Annotated in this window: 13 protein-coding genes and 1 pseudogene; 6 read left to right on the forward strand and 8 right to left on the reverse strand. The window is 73.0% G+C overall.

What is annotated here, in order from left to right:
- Window positions 1-32: 32 nt before the first annotated feature.
- Together IE271_RS23545 and IE271_RS23550 are read left to right on the forward strand one after the other, a co-directional pair.
- The gene (locus IE271_RS23545; RefSeq protein WP_190192402.1) at window positions 33-665 is read left to right on the forward strand and encodes a TetR/AcrR family transcriptional regulator; all 633 of its coding nucleotides are present in this window, start codon (window positions 33-35) and stop codon (window positions 663-665) included.
- Window positions 666-732: 67 nt separating this feature from the next.
- Window positions 733-2,298 (forward strand): MDR family MFS transporter, encoded by a 1,566-nt coding sequence (locus IE271_RS23550; RefSeq protein WP_190192457.1) that lies wholly within the window; start codon window positions 733-735, stop codon window positions 2,296-2,298.
- A 157-nt stretch (window positions 2,299-2,455) separates the two neighbouring features.
- On the opposite strand, the gene IE271_RS23555 is transcribed toward IE271_RS23550, so the two are convergent.
- Window positions 2,456-2,890, reverse strand: coding sequence for a DUF6281 family protein (locus IE271_RS23555; protein ID WP_229919517.1), 435 nt, complete (start codon window positions 2,888-2,890; stop codon window positions 2,456-2,458).
- 163 nt (window positions 2,891-3,053) lie between these two features.
- Between IE271_RS23555 and IE271_RS43375 the strand changes: the two genes are divergently transcribed.
- Window positions 3,054-4,856: an NAD(P)/FAD-dependent oxidoreductase gene (locus tag IE271_RS43375; RefSeq protein WP_190192403.1), complete on the forward strand. Its 1,803-nt coding sequence runs from the start codon at window positions 3,054-3,056 to the stop codon at window positions 4,854-4,856.
- Between the two features lie 351 nt (window positions 4,857-5,207).
- Here the strand turns inward: IE271_RS43375 and IE271_RS23565 are convergent, their stop codons facing one another.
- Window positions 5,208-6,353 carry a serine hydrolase domain-containing protein gene (locus tag IE271_RS23565; protein ID WP_190192404.1) on the reverse strand — a complete coding sequence of 382 codons (1,146 nt, stop codon included), beginning with the start codon at window positions 6,351-6,353 and terminating at the stop codon, window positions 5,208-5,210.
- Between the two features lie 455 nt (window positions 6,354-6,808).
- On the opposite strand from IE271_RS23565, the gene IE271_RS23570 reads away from it, so the two are divergent.
- Together IE271_RS23570 and ppk2 are read left to right on the forward strand one after the other, a co-directional pair.
- Entirely contained in the window at window positions 6,809-7,051 is a 243-nt protein-coding gene (locus tag IE271_RS23570; RefSeq protein ID WP_190192405.1) for a DUF6411 family protein, read from the forward strand.
- Between the two features lie 101 nt (window positions 7,052-7,152).
- Window positions 7,153-8,163, forward strand: coding sequence for a polyphosphate kinase 2 (gene ppk2 / locus IE271_RS23575; protein ID WP_373308817.1), 1,011 nt, complete (start codon window positions 7,153-7,155; stop codon window positions 8,161-8,163).
- A gap of 42 nt (window positions 8,164-8,205) precedes the next feature.
- Here ppk2 and IE271_RS23580 read toward each other — a convergent pair.
- Together IE271_RS23580 and IE271_RS23585 are read right to left on the reverse strand one after the other, a co-directional pair.
- Window positions 8,206-8,631, reverse strand: a pseudogene (locus tag IE271_RS23580) (DUF3237 family protein); the annotation flags it as partial.
- A gap of 60 nt (window positions 8,632-8,691) precedes the next feature.
- Complete coding sequence (locus IE271_RS23585) at window positions 8,692-9,225, reverse strand: phenolic acid decarboxylase (RefSeq protein ID WP_268256215.1); 534 nt, start codon at window positions 9,223-9,225, stop codon at window positions 8,692-8,694.
- A gap of 108 nt (window positions 9,226-9,333) precedes the next feature.
- Here IE271_RS23585 and IE271_RS23590 point away from each other — a divergent pair, with 108 nt between their 5' ends.
- Complete coding sequence (locus tag IE271_RS23590; protein WP_190192406.1) at window positions 9,334-9,807, forward strand: MarR family winged helix-turn-helix transcriptional regulator; 474 nt, start codon at window positions 9,334-9,336, stop codon at window positions 9,805-9,807.
- 166 nt (window positions 9,808-9,973) lie between these two features.
- On the opposite strand, the gene IE271_RS23595 is transcribed toward IE271_RS23590, so the two are convergent.
- From IE271_RS23595 to IE271_RS23610, 4 genes are all read right to left on the reverse strand, one after another.
- Entirely contained in the window at window positions 9,974-11,386 is a 1,413-nt protein-coding gene (locus IE271_RS23595) for a cytochrome P450 (RefSeq protein WP_190192407.1), read from the reverse strand.
- A 242-nt stretch (window positions 11,387-11,628) separates the two neighbouring features.
- Complete coding sequence (locus IE271_RS23600) at window positions 11,629-12,531, reverse strand: S1 family peptidase (protein WP_190192408.1); 903 nt, start codon at window positions 12,529-12,531, stop codon at window positions 11,629-11,631.
- 962 nt (window positions 12,532-13,493) lie between these two features.
- Window positions 13,494-13,829: a TcmI family type II polyketide cyclase gene (locus IE271_RS23605; protein ID WP_190192409.1), complete on the reverse strand. Its 336-nt coding sequence runs from the start codon at window positions 13,827-13,829 to the stop codon at window positions 13,494-13,496.
- 38 nt (window positions 13,830-13,867) lie between these two features.
- The gene (locus IE271_RS23610; RefSeq protein ID WP_190192410.1) at window positions 13,868-14,347 is read right to left on the reverse strand and encodes an SRPBCC family protein; all 480 of its coding nucleotides are present in this window, start codon (window positions 14,345-14,347) and stop codon (window positions 13,868-13,870) included.

Raw genomic sequence — 14,347 nt, forward strand, 5'->3', positions numbered from 1 at the left:
TAGCTCTGCATTTTTTCAGTACTGTGCAAGGCGTGGTGGACAAGGAGCGACCCGCCGGGCTGCGTGAGAAGAAGAAGCAGGCGACCCGGCACGCACTGTTCGAGGCCGCGGTACGGCTGGCGGCGGAGGACGGCGCACAGCATGTGACGGTGGAGGCGATCAGCGAGCGTGCCGGTGTCTCGCCGCGCACGTTCTTCAACTACTTCAAGTGCCGTGAGGACGCGTTCGTCCTGCCCGATCCCGAGGCGGGGGAGCGCGTCCGGCAGGCGGTGCGCGAGGCCCCGGCCGAGCGCTCCGCGCTCGACGTGCTGCGTGACGCCATGGCCGAGCAGATCGCCGGGACGGACCTGGACCGCGAACTGCTGTCGCTGGTCGCCCTGGTGCTCTCCCGCTCCCCCGAGCTGACCTCGCGGCTGCTGTGCCTGCAGGCGGAGGAGGAGCGGGCGCTCGCGGAGGCGTTCGCCGAACGCCTCAGGAAGCAGGGTGCGGAGGGCCCCCGGGCCGAGCTCCACGCCCTGCTGCTCGCCTCGCTCAACGCCGTCGCGACCCGCGTCGCGATGACGCACTGGCGCGAGCGCGACGGCGCCGAACCGCTCCTCGACATCTTCCACCAGGTTTTCGATCAGCTGGCCGCGGGGCTCGCCCGTCCGGTCGACGAGTCCTGAACCGAGCTGTCCCAGTCTTCGAAGGAATCTTGTGAGTGCTGTGAGCGCCGAGGCGCCCCCTGCCCAGATGAAACCCCGTCAGATACTCCAGGCGATGTCCGGTCTGATGGCCGGCATGTTCGTGGCGATCCTGGCCGGAACGGTCGTCTCCAACGCGCTGCCCCGGATCATCGCCGATCTCGGAGCCAGCCAGTCCTCCTACACGTGGGTGGTCACCGCCGAGCTGCTCGCCATGACGGCCACCGTGCCGTTGTGGGGCAAGCTCTCCGACCTGTTCAACCAGAAGCTGCTGCTGCAGCTCTCGCTCGGCCTCTTCGTCGTCGGCTCGCTGGTGGCCGGCTTCTCGCACGGTGTCGGCCTGCTGATCGTGAGCCGCGTGATCCAGGGCATCGGCGCGGGCGGTCTCACCGCCCTCGCGCAGGTGGTCATGGCCGCGATCATCCCGCCGCGCGACCTCGGCCGCTACGGCGGCATCTTCGGCGCGGTGTTCGCCGTCGGCACCGTGGCCGGCCCGCTGGTCGGCGGTGTGCTGGTGGACACGGACTGGCTGGGCTGGCGCTGGTGCTTCTTCATCGGCGTCCCCTTCGCCCTGGCCGCCATCGCCATCCTGCAGCGCACACTGCGACTGCCGACCGTACGCCGCGAGGTGAAGATCGACTGGCTGGGCGCCTTCCTGATCGTCGCCGGTGTCTGCGCCCTGCTGATCTGGACCTCGCTCGCGGGCAACCAGTTCGACTGGGCGTCCTGGCAGACCGCCGCGCTGACCGTCACCGGCGCCGTGCTGCTGCTGGCGGCCGTCTTCGTGGAGTCGCGGGCGGCCGAGCCGGTCATCCCGCTCACGGTGTTCCGCAACCGCACCGTCACACTGGCCACCCTCGCCAGCTTCTTCGTCGGTCTCGCGATGTTCGCCGGCTCGGTGTTCCTCGCCCAGTACTTCCAGGTCGCCCTCGGCAAGTCGCCCACGGTCGCGGGTCTGATGAGCCTGCCGATGATCGGCGGTCTGCTGGTCTCCTCCACCGTCGCGGGCCAGATCATCAGCCGTACCGGCCGCTGGAAGGCGTTCCTGATCGCCGGTGGCGTGATCATGGTCGCGGGTCTCGCCCTGCTGTCCATGCTGGACTCCGAGACCGGTTTCGGCGTACTCAGCCTCTACATGGTGGTACTGGGGGTCGGCGTCGGCATGTTGATGCAGAACCTGGTGCTGGCCGCGCAGAACGACGTCCCGGCGCATGAGCTGGGCGCCGCGACCTCGACCCTCTCCTTCTTCCGCAGCCTCGGCGGCACCGTCGGCACCAGCGTCCTGGGCGCGGTGCTCGCCAACCGTGTGGCCGACGAGATGGCCAAGGGGCTGGCGGGACTGCCCGCCGGTGCCACCGGCGACGCCGCCGGGGGTGCCTCCGGCGGCGGCCACGGGGCGGTGCCCAACGTGAGCACCCTGCCCGAACCGATCAAGGGTGTGGTCGAGCACGCCTACGGAGTGGCGACGGGCGACCTGTTCCTGATGGCCCTGCCCTTCGCGGTGATCGGCCTGATCGCCGTCCTCTTCATCAAGGAGAAGCCGCTCAAGACCACCACGGCCCTGGAGCGCATGGCCGAGGAGGAGGCGGCTCCGCCCGCCGGTCTCGCCCACTGACGGGCGGAAGTCCCACCGTCCCGTGCGGGGTGCCCGGTCCCGCGCACCCTGCACGGGACCCGGGCACCCCGCCACCGCCACCCGCGGAGTCCGTCCGGTCCCGGACGGACTCCGCGGGTCCGTGCGTTCATCCGCGTCCGCCCGCACCCACGTGCGGTCACCCGCCGATCAGCCGCCGGACCTCCGTGGGAAGGCCGCCGTCGCGGTGGACGGCGACGAGCCGGACGTCGTCGGGCGCGTCCCCCACGGCGATGGCGACACCGGGGTCCATGCCCTCCACCGCGTAGGCGGCCGCCGACGTCGCCACCGTGTCCGTGCCGTCATCGTCGTTCGGTGTGTCGTCGCACGGGGGGAGGACGGCGGTGCCGATCCTGTCGGCCACGGTGAATCCGTCGTCGGCCACGTCCATGTACCTGCGGCCGTCGAACTCGACCATGTAGGCGCACGACGCGGCGGGCACGCCACCGTCGCTCGCGGTCGTCGTACAGGCCACGGGCACCAGGGCCATGGCCGCCACCGGCAGCGGCCACAGGGGCCGGCGCCGGCCCCGACGCCGGCCGTCGGCCCGGCCGGAAGCGGTTGCCACGCTCATCGGAACACCTTCTCTCGCAGTCTCGCCCGGGCGGCGGCGAAGCCGACGCCCCGTACTCCGACGCCGCCGCGGCCCGGTTCGTTCACCACCGCCTGTTCCGCCCGCCGGGAGAAGCGTGCCGCGCGGCCGGGACGCGGGCGCGAGGCAGGAGTAGCGTGGCCGTATGAGCCGACCTGCGGACGAGCAGCCGTCGGTGAGTCCGGCCAGGCCGGCGGATTCGGCGGGCGGTGTACCGGTGGCGGCGGAGGACGCCCGTTCCTCCGAGGACGAGGTTCGCTCCTCCGAGGACGGCGCTCGCTCCCTCGAGGGCGAGGCCCGTCCCTTCGGGGAGGCCGTCGTGGTCGGTGCGGGCGTCGCCGGTCTGCTCGCGGCCCGTGCCCTGTCCGACAGCTTCCGCCGCGTCACACTCGTCGAACGCGACCGTCTCGGCACGGGGCGCGCCCCGCGTTCCGGCGTGCCGCAGGCACACCACATCCACGCGCTGACCACCCGCGGCGGCGCGCTGATCGAGGCCATGTTCCCCGGGTTCAGGCAGGAGTTGAGTGAAGCCGGGGCGCCGGTGTTCGACGCCGGCGCCGACGCCCGCGCCCTGTTCGCCGACGGCTGGGCACCGCGTTCCGGGACGATGGGCGTGCGCCTGCAGGCCTTCACCCGCCCCTTCCTGGAGTTCCACCTGCGGCGGCGGGTCGTCGCGCTGCCGGGCGTACGCCTGCGGGACGGCTGCCGGGTCGTGGGACTGGACACGGCCCGCGGACGTGTGACCGGTGTGACCGCCCACGACCGGAGCACCGACCCCGGCGTACGGGACGCTGACGCAGGCACCGGCACCGGCGTACGGGACGCCGACGTCGGCACCGGCACCGGCACCGGCACCGGCGTACGGGACGCCGACGTCGGCACCGGCACCGGCACCGGCGTACGGAACACCGGTACCGGCGCCGCCGGCCGGAACGCCGGCACCTTCGTACTGAAGGCCGATCTGGTCGTCGTGGCCGCCGGCCGCTCCTCGCATCTGCCCACGTGGCTGGCCGACCTCGGACTGCCGCACCCCCGTGAGACCGTGCTGGACGCGCCCGTGGGCTACGCCTCCCGTCTGTACGACAACCCCGGTGGCCGCTGGCCCGACTGGGTGCTCATGGTCGAGTTCCTCCAGGCCCCGTCGGTCCGCCGCGGCTGCTTCGCCACCAGGGTCGAGGAAGGGCGGTTCTTCGTCACCCTGCAGGGCGTCGGGGACGACCGCCCGCCGCACGGCGACGAGGGCTTCGCGGAGTTCGCCGGGTCCCTGCGCGCTCCCCTCGCCGACGTCCTGGCGCCCCTGCGCCCGCGCACATCGCCCCGGACGTACGCGCTCACCGGAAACCGCCGCCTGGCCTACCACCGTCTGCGGCGCTGGCCCGACGGACTGGTCGCTCTCGGCGACGCGGTCTGCGTCTTCAACCCCGTCTACGGGCAGGGCATGGGCGTGGCCGCGCTCGAGGCCGCCCTGCTGCGCGAGGTCCTCGCACCCCACGCGCGCCGCGCGGCCGCACTCCCGGGCGCGTCCCCGTCCCCGTCCCCGTACGCGAGCCTGCCGCCGGGCGTCACGCGCCGCTTCCAGCGGAGGCTGGCCCGGCTCACGCTCGAACCGTGGCTGCTGTCGACCTCCACCGACTGGGGCTGGCAGCAGCGCGCACCGTCGCTGCCGCACCGGATGGCACTGTGGTACCTGCGGGGCGTGCTGCGCGCCTCGACCACCGAGCCGGAGGTGTACACGAGGTTCGTCCGCGTGCTCAACATGCTGTCGCGGCCGACGGCACTGCTCCACCCACGGGTCGTCACGAAGGTCCTGGCCGGCGGCCTGCCGACACGGGCACGGGTACGGACACGGACACGGGTACGGCCACGGGCACGTACGCGAAGGCGTGCACGGAGCGGTACGGCCCGGGGCGCCGGAGGCGGAGCGGAGCAGGTCGGACCAGGCCCGTGACGGTCATCCGCACGCACGTCGGCCGGCAGCGGGCGGCCGCGGTCGACGGCGCGGACCGCCGCCGTACGCGTGTCCTCGGCCGGCGGCGACGCCTCGACGTGCGGTTCCACGTCCGGCCGCGGGCCGGTGCCGCACCCGCCGCGGTCCTGCCCGCCCCTGCCGCGGAGGCCGCCGCGCCCCACACCGTTCACACGCGCGTCCGCCTCGGCGGACGCGCGCATCGCGTCCCGCGTGTCCGCCGAACCGCGGTCCGGGACCGGGCGCCACGGCGACCGCCCGCCGAGGCAGGCACCGGCCCGCGGCCGCCCGCCGGACGGACGCCGTGGGCGGGCAGGGACCGCACCGCGGCCGTCAGCCCTCCAGGCACCCGCGCACCGCCGAGACCAGGCGGGTGGCGCGGGCGTCACCGTGGCCGATCATGCGGTTGGCGACGTAGGCGAACCCCACGCCGAACCCGTCGTCGCCGAAGGCGAACTGACCGCCCGCCCCGTCGTTGCCGAAGCTGCGCGGCCCGAGCAGCGGCCGGAAACCGGGCGAGTCCAGCAGGAAGCCAGAGCCCCAGCGCGCCCCGGCGTCGAAGCCCAGCCAGCCCTTGCCCGACGACACCTCCCGGACCGCGTCCGTGACGGTGTCCGGTGCCAGCAGCCGCTCCCGGCCGTCGACGCCGGTCACCGCCGCCGCGTACAGCCCGGCGAGTCCGCCCGCCGACGCGGTGGCGCCGGCGCCGGGCAGTTCCATGCCGAGCAGGGCCGGGTCGTTCCAGCCGTGGGGCTCGTCGAGACCGGGGAAGACCAGCGCGCCGTTCATCGTCACGATGCGGGTGAGCAGGTGCTCGGGCCCCGGCATCCCGGGCCGCCCCTCGGCCTCGAAGAGCCGGGCGCGGCCGTCCGCCTCCGCGGCGGGCAGCCCGATCCAGGCGCGCAGTCCCAGCGGGTCGCCCACCGCCCGGCGGAACCAGGCGCCCGGGGTGAGTCCGGTGACGCGCCGGACGACCTCGCCGAGGAGGAAGCCGAAGACGTGACCGTGGTACTCGTACGCGGTGTCCGGCTCCCACAGCGGTCGCTGCTCCTCGACGGCGCGCACCACGGGCGTCCAGGCGGCGATCTCCTCGAAGGAGAGCACCCGGTCCAGGACGGGGACCCCGGCCCGGTGCCCGAGCACCATGCGGCAGGTGATCGCCTCCTTCCCGTGCCGGGCGAACTCCGGCCAGTACCGGCCGACCGGCGCGTCCAGGTCGAGGCGCCCCTCCTGCGCGAGCAGGTGGACGCAGAGGCTCACGATGCCCTTGGCGCAGGAGAAGACCGGTACCACCGTGTCCCGGGCCCACGGCCGCCCCGTCCGCTCGTCCGCGACCCCCGCCCACAGGTCCACGACCTTGCGGCCGCCCGCGAACACCGTCACCGCCGCGCCCAGTTCGGGGAACTCGGTGAAGTTCCGCGAGAACGCGTCGGCCACGGCCCCGAAGCGCTCGTCGGCGAATCCGTGACACTGTTCCACCGCTACCGTCCCTCGTGTGGTCGTCGTCCGGCGCTCCGATGTCCGGCGCGGAGGCACCGGGCCGCGCGCCGCCGCTCCGCGGCCCGTCGGCCGGGTCACGCTACGGGCAGGACGCGCTCCGGCACGAACGATTTACCGATCACCGGTGGTCACCGATCACGGTCACCGATCACCCGTCACCGATCGTCGGCCGCCGCCGACGGCCGACGGTGCCCGGCCGTGGACACCGAACGCCGATCACCGGGTGGCCGGGGTGCCGCCCCGGGCCCTCGCGCGGTCCGTTTCCGCCGTTCCTCCCGCCGCGCCTTTCTTCACGTCACACGTTCGGCGTAATTCCGGTACCCCCGGGCATGCGCACCACTGTGCGGTCGCCGGTCGCCCGCCGCGTCCCCAAACGCGGCGCCGCGAGCCCGGCGGGCCGCTCGTTCTGCCAGCCAACAGAGGTGAGGTGTGTCATGGTCGTCGCAGGCATCGTGGCGGTGTGTGCCGTACTGCTCGTCCTGGCCTTCCTGGTGCCGCGGCTGTCGCGCCACCCCGAGCGCGGTACGCAGCGCACGCTCGGGGCCGGTTCGCAGGCCGCGGGCAAGGCGCCGGGCCGGCTCGGCCGCTGGCTGAGCAAGCCGTTCAACAGCAGCTCCCGTGCGGTGGGCCGCAGCGGCTCCACGGGGCGCAAGGCCCGTGGCCACATGCCGTTCTGACCCACTGTTCCGCCCCGCCCCCTCCGGGCGGGCCGTCCGAACCCTGCGTACCGGTCGCACCGGTCCGAGAGCCCGGAAAAGTCCGAGAAAGGGACCCGCACGTGGCCGAACCCGTACCCGCGCGAGAGGCGATCCCTCCGAACGCCGCGGGCACCCGCGACGACGTCGACCTGCTGGAGGGCCTGCTCGTCGACGAGGAGCGGCCCGAGCAGCCGATCCTGCTCGACGCCGAGGGCCGGCCCCTCGACACCTGGCGCGAGAACTACCCGTACGACAAGAAGCTCGGCCGCAAGGAGTACGAGCGCCAGAAGAGGATCCTGCAGATCGAGCTGCTCAAACTGCAGAGGTGGGTGAAGGAGACCGGGCAGCGCGTCGTCGTGGTGTGCGAGGGCCGCGACGCCGCGGGCAAGGGCGGCACCATCAAGCGCTTCACCGAACGCCTCAACCCCCGCGGCGCGCGGGTCGTCGCCCTGGAGAAGCCGACGGAGCGCGAGGCCGGACAGTGGTACTTCCAGCGGTACGTGACCCACCTGCCCGCGCCCGGCGAGATCGTGTTCTTCGACCGGTCCTGGTACAACCGGGCGGGCGTGGAGCGGGTCATGGGGTTCTGCACGCCCGAGCAGTACCGGCACTTCTACGCCCAGGCGCCGGTCTTCGAGAAGATGCTCACCGACGACGGCATCGTCCTGGTGAAGTTCTGGTTCTCCGTCTCCCGCAACGAGCAGCGCACCCGCTTCGCCATCCGCCAGGTCGACCCGGTGCGACAGTGGAAGCTGTCACCCACCGACCTGGCCTCGCTGGACCTGTGGGACGCCTACACCGAGGCCAAGGTCGACATGTTCCGGGCGACGGACACACCCCACGCCCCGTGGACCGTGGTGAAGAACAACGACAAGCGCCGGGGCCGCATCGAGGCCATGCGGCACCTGCTGCTGCGCTGCGACTACGCGTCCAAGGACGAGGAGGCCGTGGGCGCCGCCGACCCGCGCATCATCGGCGCCGCCAACACCCTCCTGGAGCACGGCGAGGAGCCCACCGACCTGTCGCCCACCCCGCTGTCACCGCAGCTCGACGGCCCCGGGGAGCACCCCGAGGACCCCGACCGGGAGTGACGGAGGGACGGGGCCGCGCCCGGCCCCGGCGGGCGACACACGTCAGCCGAGGAGGAAGACGTCCGGTTCGACGGTGTCGGGGCGGCGTTCGCCGCGGGCCGCGAAGAGCCGTTCGTCGATCCGGGCGAGGCGGGGGGACGCGGTGGCGAAGCGGGGCGTGCCGCGGAAGCAGACGCGCTCGGCCGGCACCTCCTCGCCGCGGACGACGGCGGCGATGTCCTCCGCGGCGCCCGTGCGGATGCCGGCGTTGCGGATCGCGACGGGCTCTCCGCGGTCGGTCTCCAGCGCGTACTGGGCGACGGCCTCGGTCGGTGCGGCGGTGCGCAGCACCTGGTTGTCGGCCCCCGCCGGGAGGACCCTGCCCCGCACGTCCGGCCCCTCGAAGGTGCCACCGGTGATCGGGACCGGCCGCCGGTGGCCGCCGGACGCCGGGCCGAGGCCGATCGGTGCGGCGACGCGGGCCGAAAGGTGTGCGAAGAACGCAGCTCAGGAGGCGGAGATGCCATGGCGTCGTCCGTGTCCGTGCGCTCAGTCGGTGCGGTCGGCGAAGCCGGCGGGAAGGTCCGCGGGGGCGACGGACACCACGCTCTCGTCGTCCTCGCCGACGTACTCGAACAGCGTGATCCGCGCGAACTCCGGGACGACGTAGATGGGGTACGTGGGCCCGGCGTCGCGGTAGGCGCGCATCTCGTCCAGGTGGTCGTTCTGGTAGAGGACGGTCCTGCCGCCGTCCTGCTCGATCCACTGCGGGAAGAAGATGGTGCCGTGCAGGACGCGCCGGCCGGGCAGGACGTTGACGACGACGGAGGTGCCGGTCGGCTCGTTCCAGGAGACCTTGTAGACGTCGTCGGCGAGCTGCACCAGGTCGACCTCCTGGTCCTTGACCCAGCGGCCGCCGACCATGCCGGTGTGGATGCGGTAGTCGATGGTGGTGGCGTTCTTGACGTACATCTCGTACTGCCAGCCGTTGGCGTAGGTGTAGATGAAGCGGTGCCCGACGATCCCGGAGAGGTCCTGCGGCGGGACGGGGTCGGCGACGGTGGTCACGTGCTCGCTCGACATGGTGGTGCTCCTTGCCTCGTGCCAGGGGCGCTGTGCGCGCCCCACGGGCGATTTTGTCACAAAACTGTTTTGCTGCAAAACAAAACGGTGGGAGTGCAGACTGGACGCATGCACACGACAGACAGTGCCGCGGCCGCCGCGGCCGGCCTGGGGAGGCGCCTCGGCCCTCTGCGGCGGGCCGTACTCCGGGCCACCCGGCAGGCCGCGGACCTCCCCGACCTGCCGGAGGCGCAGATAGAACTGCTCCGGACGCTGTCCGGCGCGCCCGGCGGGCTCTCCCCGCGCGAGGCGGCGGCCCGGCTGAGGATCGCGCCGTCCACCCTGAGCAACCTGCTGCGGTCCATGACGGCGAGCGGCCTGGTGACGCGGGAGCAGCACCCGGACGACCTGCGGACCGCGGTGCTCACCGCGTCCGACGAGGCGCGCACCCTGCTCGACCGCTACGACCGCGCCAGCGCCGCCGCGCTGACCGCCGCCGGCGCCGGGCTGTCCGCCGCCGACCGGCAGGCCCTGGCGGCGGCCCTGCCCGTGCTCGACCGGCTGCTCGTCGCCCTCGAACAGGGGGAGCGGGCTTCGTCGTAGTCACCGCCGCGGTACCGGCGGCGAAGGCGGCGTCGGCCGTGTGAACGGTGTCGGTGCCGACGGTGCGAACGGTGCCGGCACTGTGAACGGAGCCCCCGGCCCGGGGACCGGGCCGCCCCGCGGCCGGGGAGGAGCGGCCCGGTCCCCGGGCCGCCCGGCGCCGTCCTCAGGCCGCGGCGTGTCCGGTGCGCGGGCCCCCGGCCCCCTCGCGCGGCCGTACGGTCATCAGCAGGGTGCGGGGGCGGACGGTCGCCTGGGCGACGGGGCGCACCGTCTGCCCCGGCGCGAGGCCGAGCCGCACCCTGCGCACGATCGTCGCGATGGCAGTGACCAGCTCCGTGAGGGCGAAGCGGTCCCCGATGCACTTGTGCCTGCCCGCCCCGAAGGGCAGGTACGCGCCCGTGGGCGGCGGCTCGGCACTGTCCAGCCAGCGGTCGGGGTCGAACCGCAGCGGGTCGGGATAGAGCTCCGGGTCGCGGTGCAGGGCGTGCTGGCAGTAGGCGAGTTCGGTGCCGGCGGGCAGGGTCCACGCCCCCAGCCGGGTCTCCGTGACGGTGCGGCGGGTGACGAGCCATCCGGTGTGGTGCAGCCGCAGGGCCTCGTCGATCACACGCTTGAGGTAGGGCAACCGGGTGATGTGGCCGAAGGCCACCGGTTCCTCGCCGAGGACCTCGTCCAGCTCGGCCAGGACGCGGGCCTCGACGTCCGGGTCGCGGGCCAGTTCGTACAGCACCCAGGACAGCACCGAGGCCGTGGTCTCGGTCCCGGCCACCGCGAGGGTGAGGATCTCGGACGAGATCTGATCCCCCGTCAGAGGTCGGCCCGTCTCCTCGTCGGTCGCGCGCAGCAGCAGGGACAGCATGTCGCCGGTGTCGCGCCCGGAGGCCTGCAGACTCTCCACGGCGCGGTCGATGGTGGCGCGGACGGCCTCCCGCGCCTGGTCGAAGCGGCGGTTGAACGGCAGCGGCAGCCGCTCCACCCAGTCGGGGAGCATGACGCGCGCGCCGACGCCGTTCATCACGACCGACAGGTCGTCGCGCAGCCGCCGGAAGGCGGACTCCTCCAGGCTGCCGGAGAACACCGTCTTGGCGAGCATGTCGAGGGAGAGCCCCACCATCGCCTCCCGGACGTCCAGGACCCGGCCGGTCTCCCACGTGCCGACGGCGGCGGTCGCCTCGTCGCGCATGATGTCCACGTAGCGGGCGATCTCCGGGCGCGCGAAGGCGGGCTGGAGCTGGCGCCGTTTGCGGACGTGCTCCTGTCCTGCGGCGGTGACCACCGACCGGCCCAGGAGCTGGCCCATCTTCTCGAAGAAGCGGCCCTTGTCCAGGCTCGGCCCGAGGTCGGTGAGCATCGTGCGGACGAGTTCGGGGTCCTGGACGATGACCGTGCGGGTGCCCGGCTGGAGCGTGATCTCCACCAGCGGGCCGTAGTTCTCGCGGAGCGAGGCGATGAACGCGAGGTTGTCGCGCATGAGCCGTACCGCGTGACCCAGGAGGGGGAGCGACCCGGCGGCCCTGGGTATGGGGGGAGGCGTTACGAGCGTCACGGGGCGTCGTGCTCCCTTCGGAGTGATCATGGCGCCCGTATGACTTCCCGAGTCGTCGCCGGACGCAATCCGGGCGGGAACGTGTCCTGTGCCACCCTTCGCCGAGGGCGCCCCGCCTCGACCTCCGCGCCTCGCACCGTACTTGGTGACGGACCGCAAGGCTTTCACCCATACTCGCTCCCGCACCCGCACCTGAGGCCCGACGCCGAGCGGTCCCGTCCAGAGGACGGGACCGCCGACCGGGAAGTGGAGGTGCGTGGTGCTCCGCCGGACTAGAAGACGCTCACGCCGTACGCGCTGAGGGCCTCGGTGACCGGCTGGAAGAACGTGGTGCCGCCGCTGGTGCAGTTGCCGCTGCCGCCCGAGGTCAGGCCGAGCGCGGTCGTGCCCGAGAAGAGGGCGCCGCCGCTGTCGCCGGGCTCGGCGCAGACGTTGGTCTGGATCAGGCCGCTGACGATGTCGCCGCCGCCGTAGTTCACCGTGGCGTTGAGGCCCGTCACGGTGCCGCTGCGCAGGCCGGTGGTGGAGCCGCTGCGCTGCACCGACTGCCCGACGGACGCGTTGCCCGCGGCGGTGATGTCGCGGTAGCTGCCGTTGTACAGGTACACGCGGCCGTCGGCGTTGGCGGAGTTGGAGTGCCGGATCAGGCCGTAGTCGTTGCCCGGGAAGCTGGTGCCGGCGCGGGTGCCGAGGACGGCGCTGTTCGAGGAGTTGGTGTACCAGGTGCTGCCGATCTCGGTGCAGTGGCCCGCGGTGAGGGCGTAGTACGTGCTGCCGCTGCGCACGTTGAAGCCCAGCGAGCAGCGTCCGCCACCCGCGTAGATGGCCTGCCCGCCGGCTATGAGCTTGTTGAACACGCCCTCGGTGTGCTTGATCTGCACGGCGCCCGAGGCCGACTTGATCTTGTTGATCTCGGCCGCGGAGACGGTCGAGTCGACGGTCACCACGATCTTGCCGGTGGCCTTGTCCGTGTACCAGGCGGTGCCCGGTACGTCGGCGTCGAGCACGGCCTCGCTGGCCTGGGCCAGCTGGGTCGCGCCGAGTTTCGCGGGGGCCTCCTCGGCCAGCGCGGAGGGGACGGTCAGCGCCGAGGCGGCGACCAGCGCGGCCGCGAAGGCGCCGAGTCTCGCACCCTTGGACGCGGCGCGGAAGGACGAGAACCGCTTGAGATTCACCGGATCCTCCAGTGTGGGGTCAGGCCCGTGGGGTTGGCCGGGCCATGTGGACGCAAAACTTCACGCCCGGCTCATGGTTGAGTCATGGACGCGTCAAATTTTGCTAAGGGGATCCTCAGCTGATCCCCCGCGCCGGACAAGACGTGCTTTCGGACACTGCCTCCGGGCCCGGCCCCCACGGTGCGTCCGCGGCGCGCGAGGGGAGCCGCGCGGGCTGCCCCGTCCGTGCGCGGACGGGGCAGGGGCAAGGGTCCCCGTAAAAAGTTCGTCACTTCGGAGGGGGCCGTGACGGCTCGGTCCCGGCCGGTGTCGGACCCTCGCTCCCGCGCCGCGCGCATCCGGACGGCGCGCAGGTCACCGTGGGTGCCACGATGATCGCGGGGCGTCACGCGGTGCTTTTGCGCCGATCCTTCGGGCGCATCGTCGGCCGAACGCATGGGGCGGTACGGCATACGGCGGACGGGAGTGAGCGATGGGGCGCAAGCCGCTGTGAGCGGCTCCGGCGGTGCGCTCGCGGCGGCGCGCCGCCGCCACGAGGGTGTCCCTCCGCGGACCTGTTTCAGGGTTGATCGGCCGGTATAACGCCGGGTCCGCGTGGCTTGTTTTCGACCTCGGAGACGATGGTGGTGTTAGGCGGCTCCGCGCGGGCCGCGTCGGTGCGTGGGGGCCGGCGGATTTCCCATGCGTGCCCCATCGGTCCATCGGCCTCGCGCCGACCTGGGTGTTCGCCGGTCGGCCGGGTCGGTCGGCGCCCGGCTGCCCGGATGTCGCGGCGGGAACCGGCGGATGGACCGGCGATGGCGTGCGTGTGACCGGTGTCACACGGTGTGGGGCGGCCGGCCGCCTCCTCCGCCCCGACGCACCGCGCGTGGGCCCGGGCGGCTGTCCGCCCGGGCCCACGCGCAAGGGCTGCTTCCGTTCCGGCGGCGTCGGAGGCCGGACGCGGTGTCGGCGACGCGGTGTCAGCTCGGCGTGTCCCGCTGCCAGCGGTAGAAGCACCGCGCCATCGCGTCCTTGGGACTGCGCCAGGTCTCCGGGTCGTAGGCGGAGACGTACTGCGAGAGCCGGTCGCTCACCTCGCGGAACTCCGGGTGCCCGGTCAGCTTCGCGATGGTGGGGGCCGGGTCGTCCTCGCTCTCGATGAGGTGCAGGTACACACCGTCACCGAACTCGAAGAGACTGCGTCCGGTCACTCCCACGAGGTGGGGCAGTTCGCCCCGGTCCGACTCGGCGAACACCTTGGCGATGTCCGGTCCCGCGCCGGGCGCCATGCGGGCCACGATCAGGGTGTGGTGCATCGGGTTCCTTCCAGCCGGTTCCGGCCGATCCGGGCGGTTCAGTCGGCGAGCAGCGCGGCCGCGGGCCGCTCACCGGCGGCCTGCTCGATCCGGTCCCGGATGAGCGCCATCTGCGTACGGGAGTTGCGGTTGATGTTGTCCGTCATCCAGGCGTCGTCGACCGGGGCGTCCGGCTTCATCGCGAAGTCCTGGATCCAGCGCATCCGGACGCCCTCCGACGTCTCGGCGTACTCCCAGCGGATGTCCATGTACTGGAAGGGGCCGGTCTCGACGCGGCGCGCCACGACGGTGCGTGTGACGGGGTCCGGGACGCGCTCGGACACCCAGCTCCACACCTTGCCGTTGTCGTCCGGGTGCATGGTGAGCCGGAACGTGGTGCGGTCGCCGTCGCGGTCCAGGATCTCCACGGAGGCGTACTCGCTGAACAGCCGGGTCCACTTCTGGAGGTCGTTGGTCATGTCCCAGACGAGCTCCATCGGCGCGGCGATGACGATCTCGTTCTCGGTGTGGCCTGCCAT

It is taken from the genome of Streptomyces minutiscleroticus (genome assembly GCF_014650875.1).
Lineage (GTDB): Bacteria > Actinomycetota > Actinomycetes > Streptomycetales > Streptomycetaceae > Streptomyces > Streptomyces minutiscleroticus.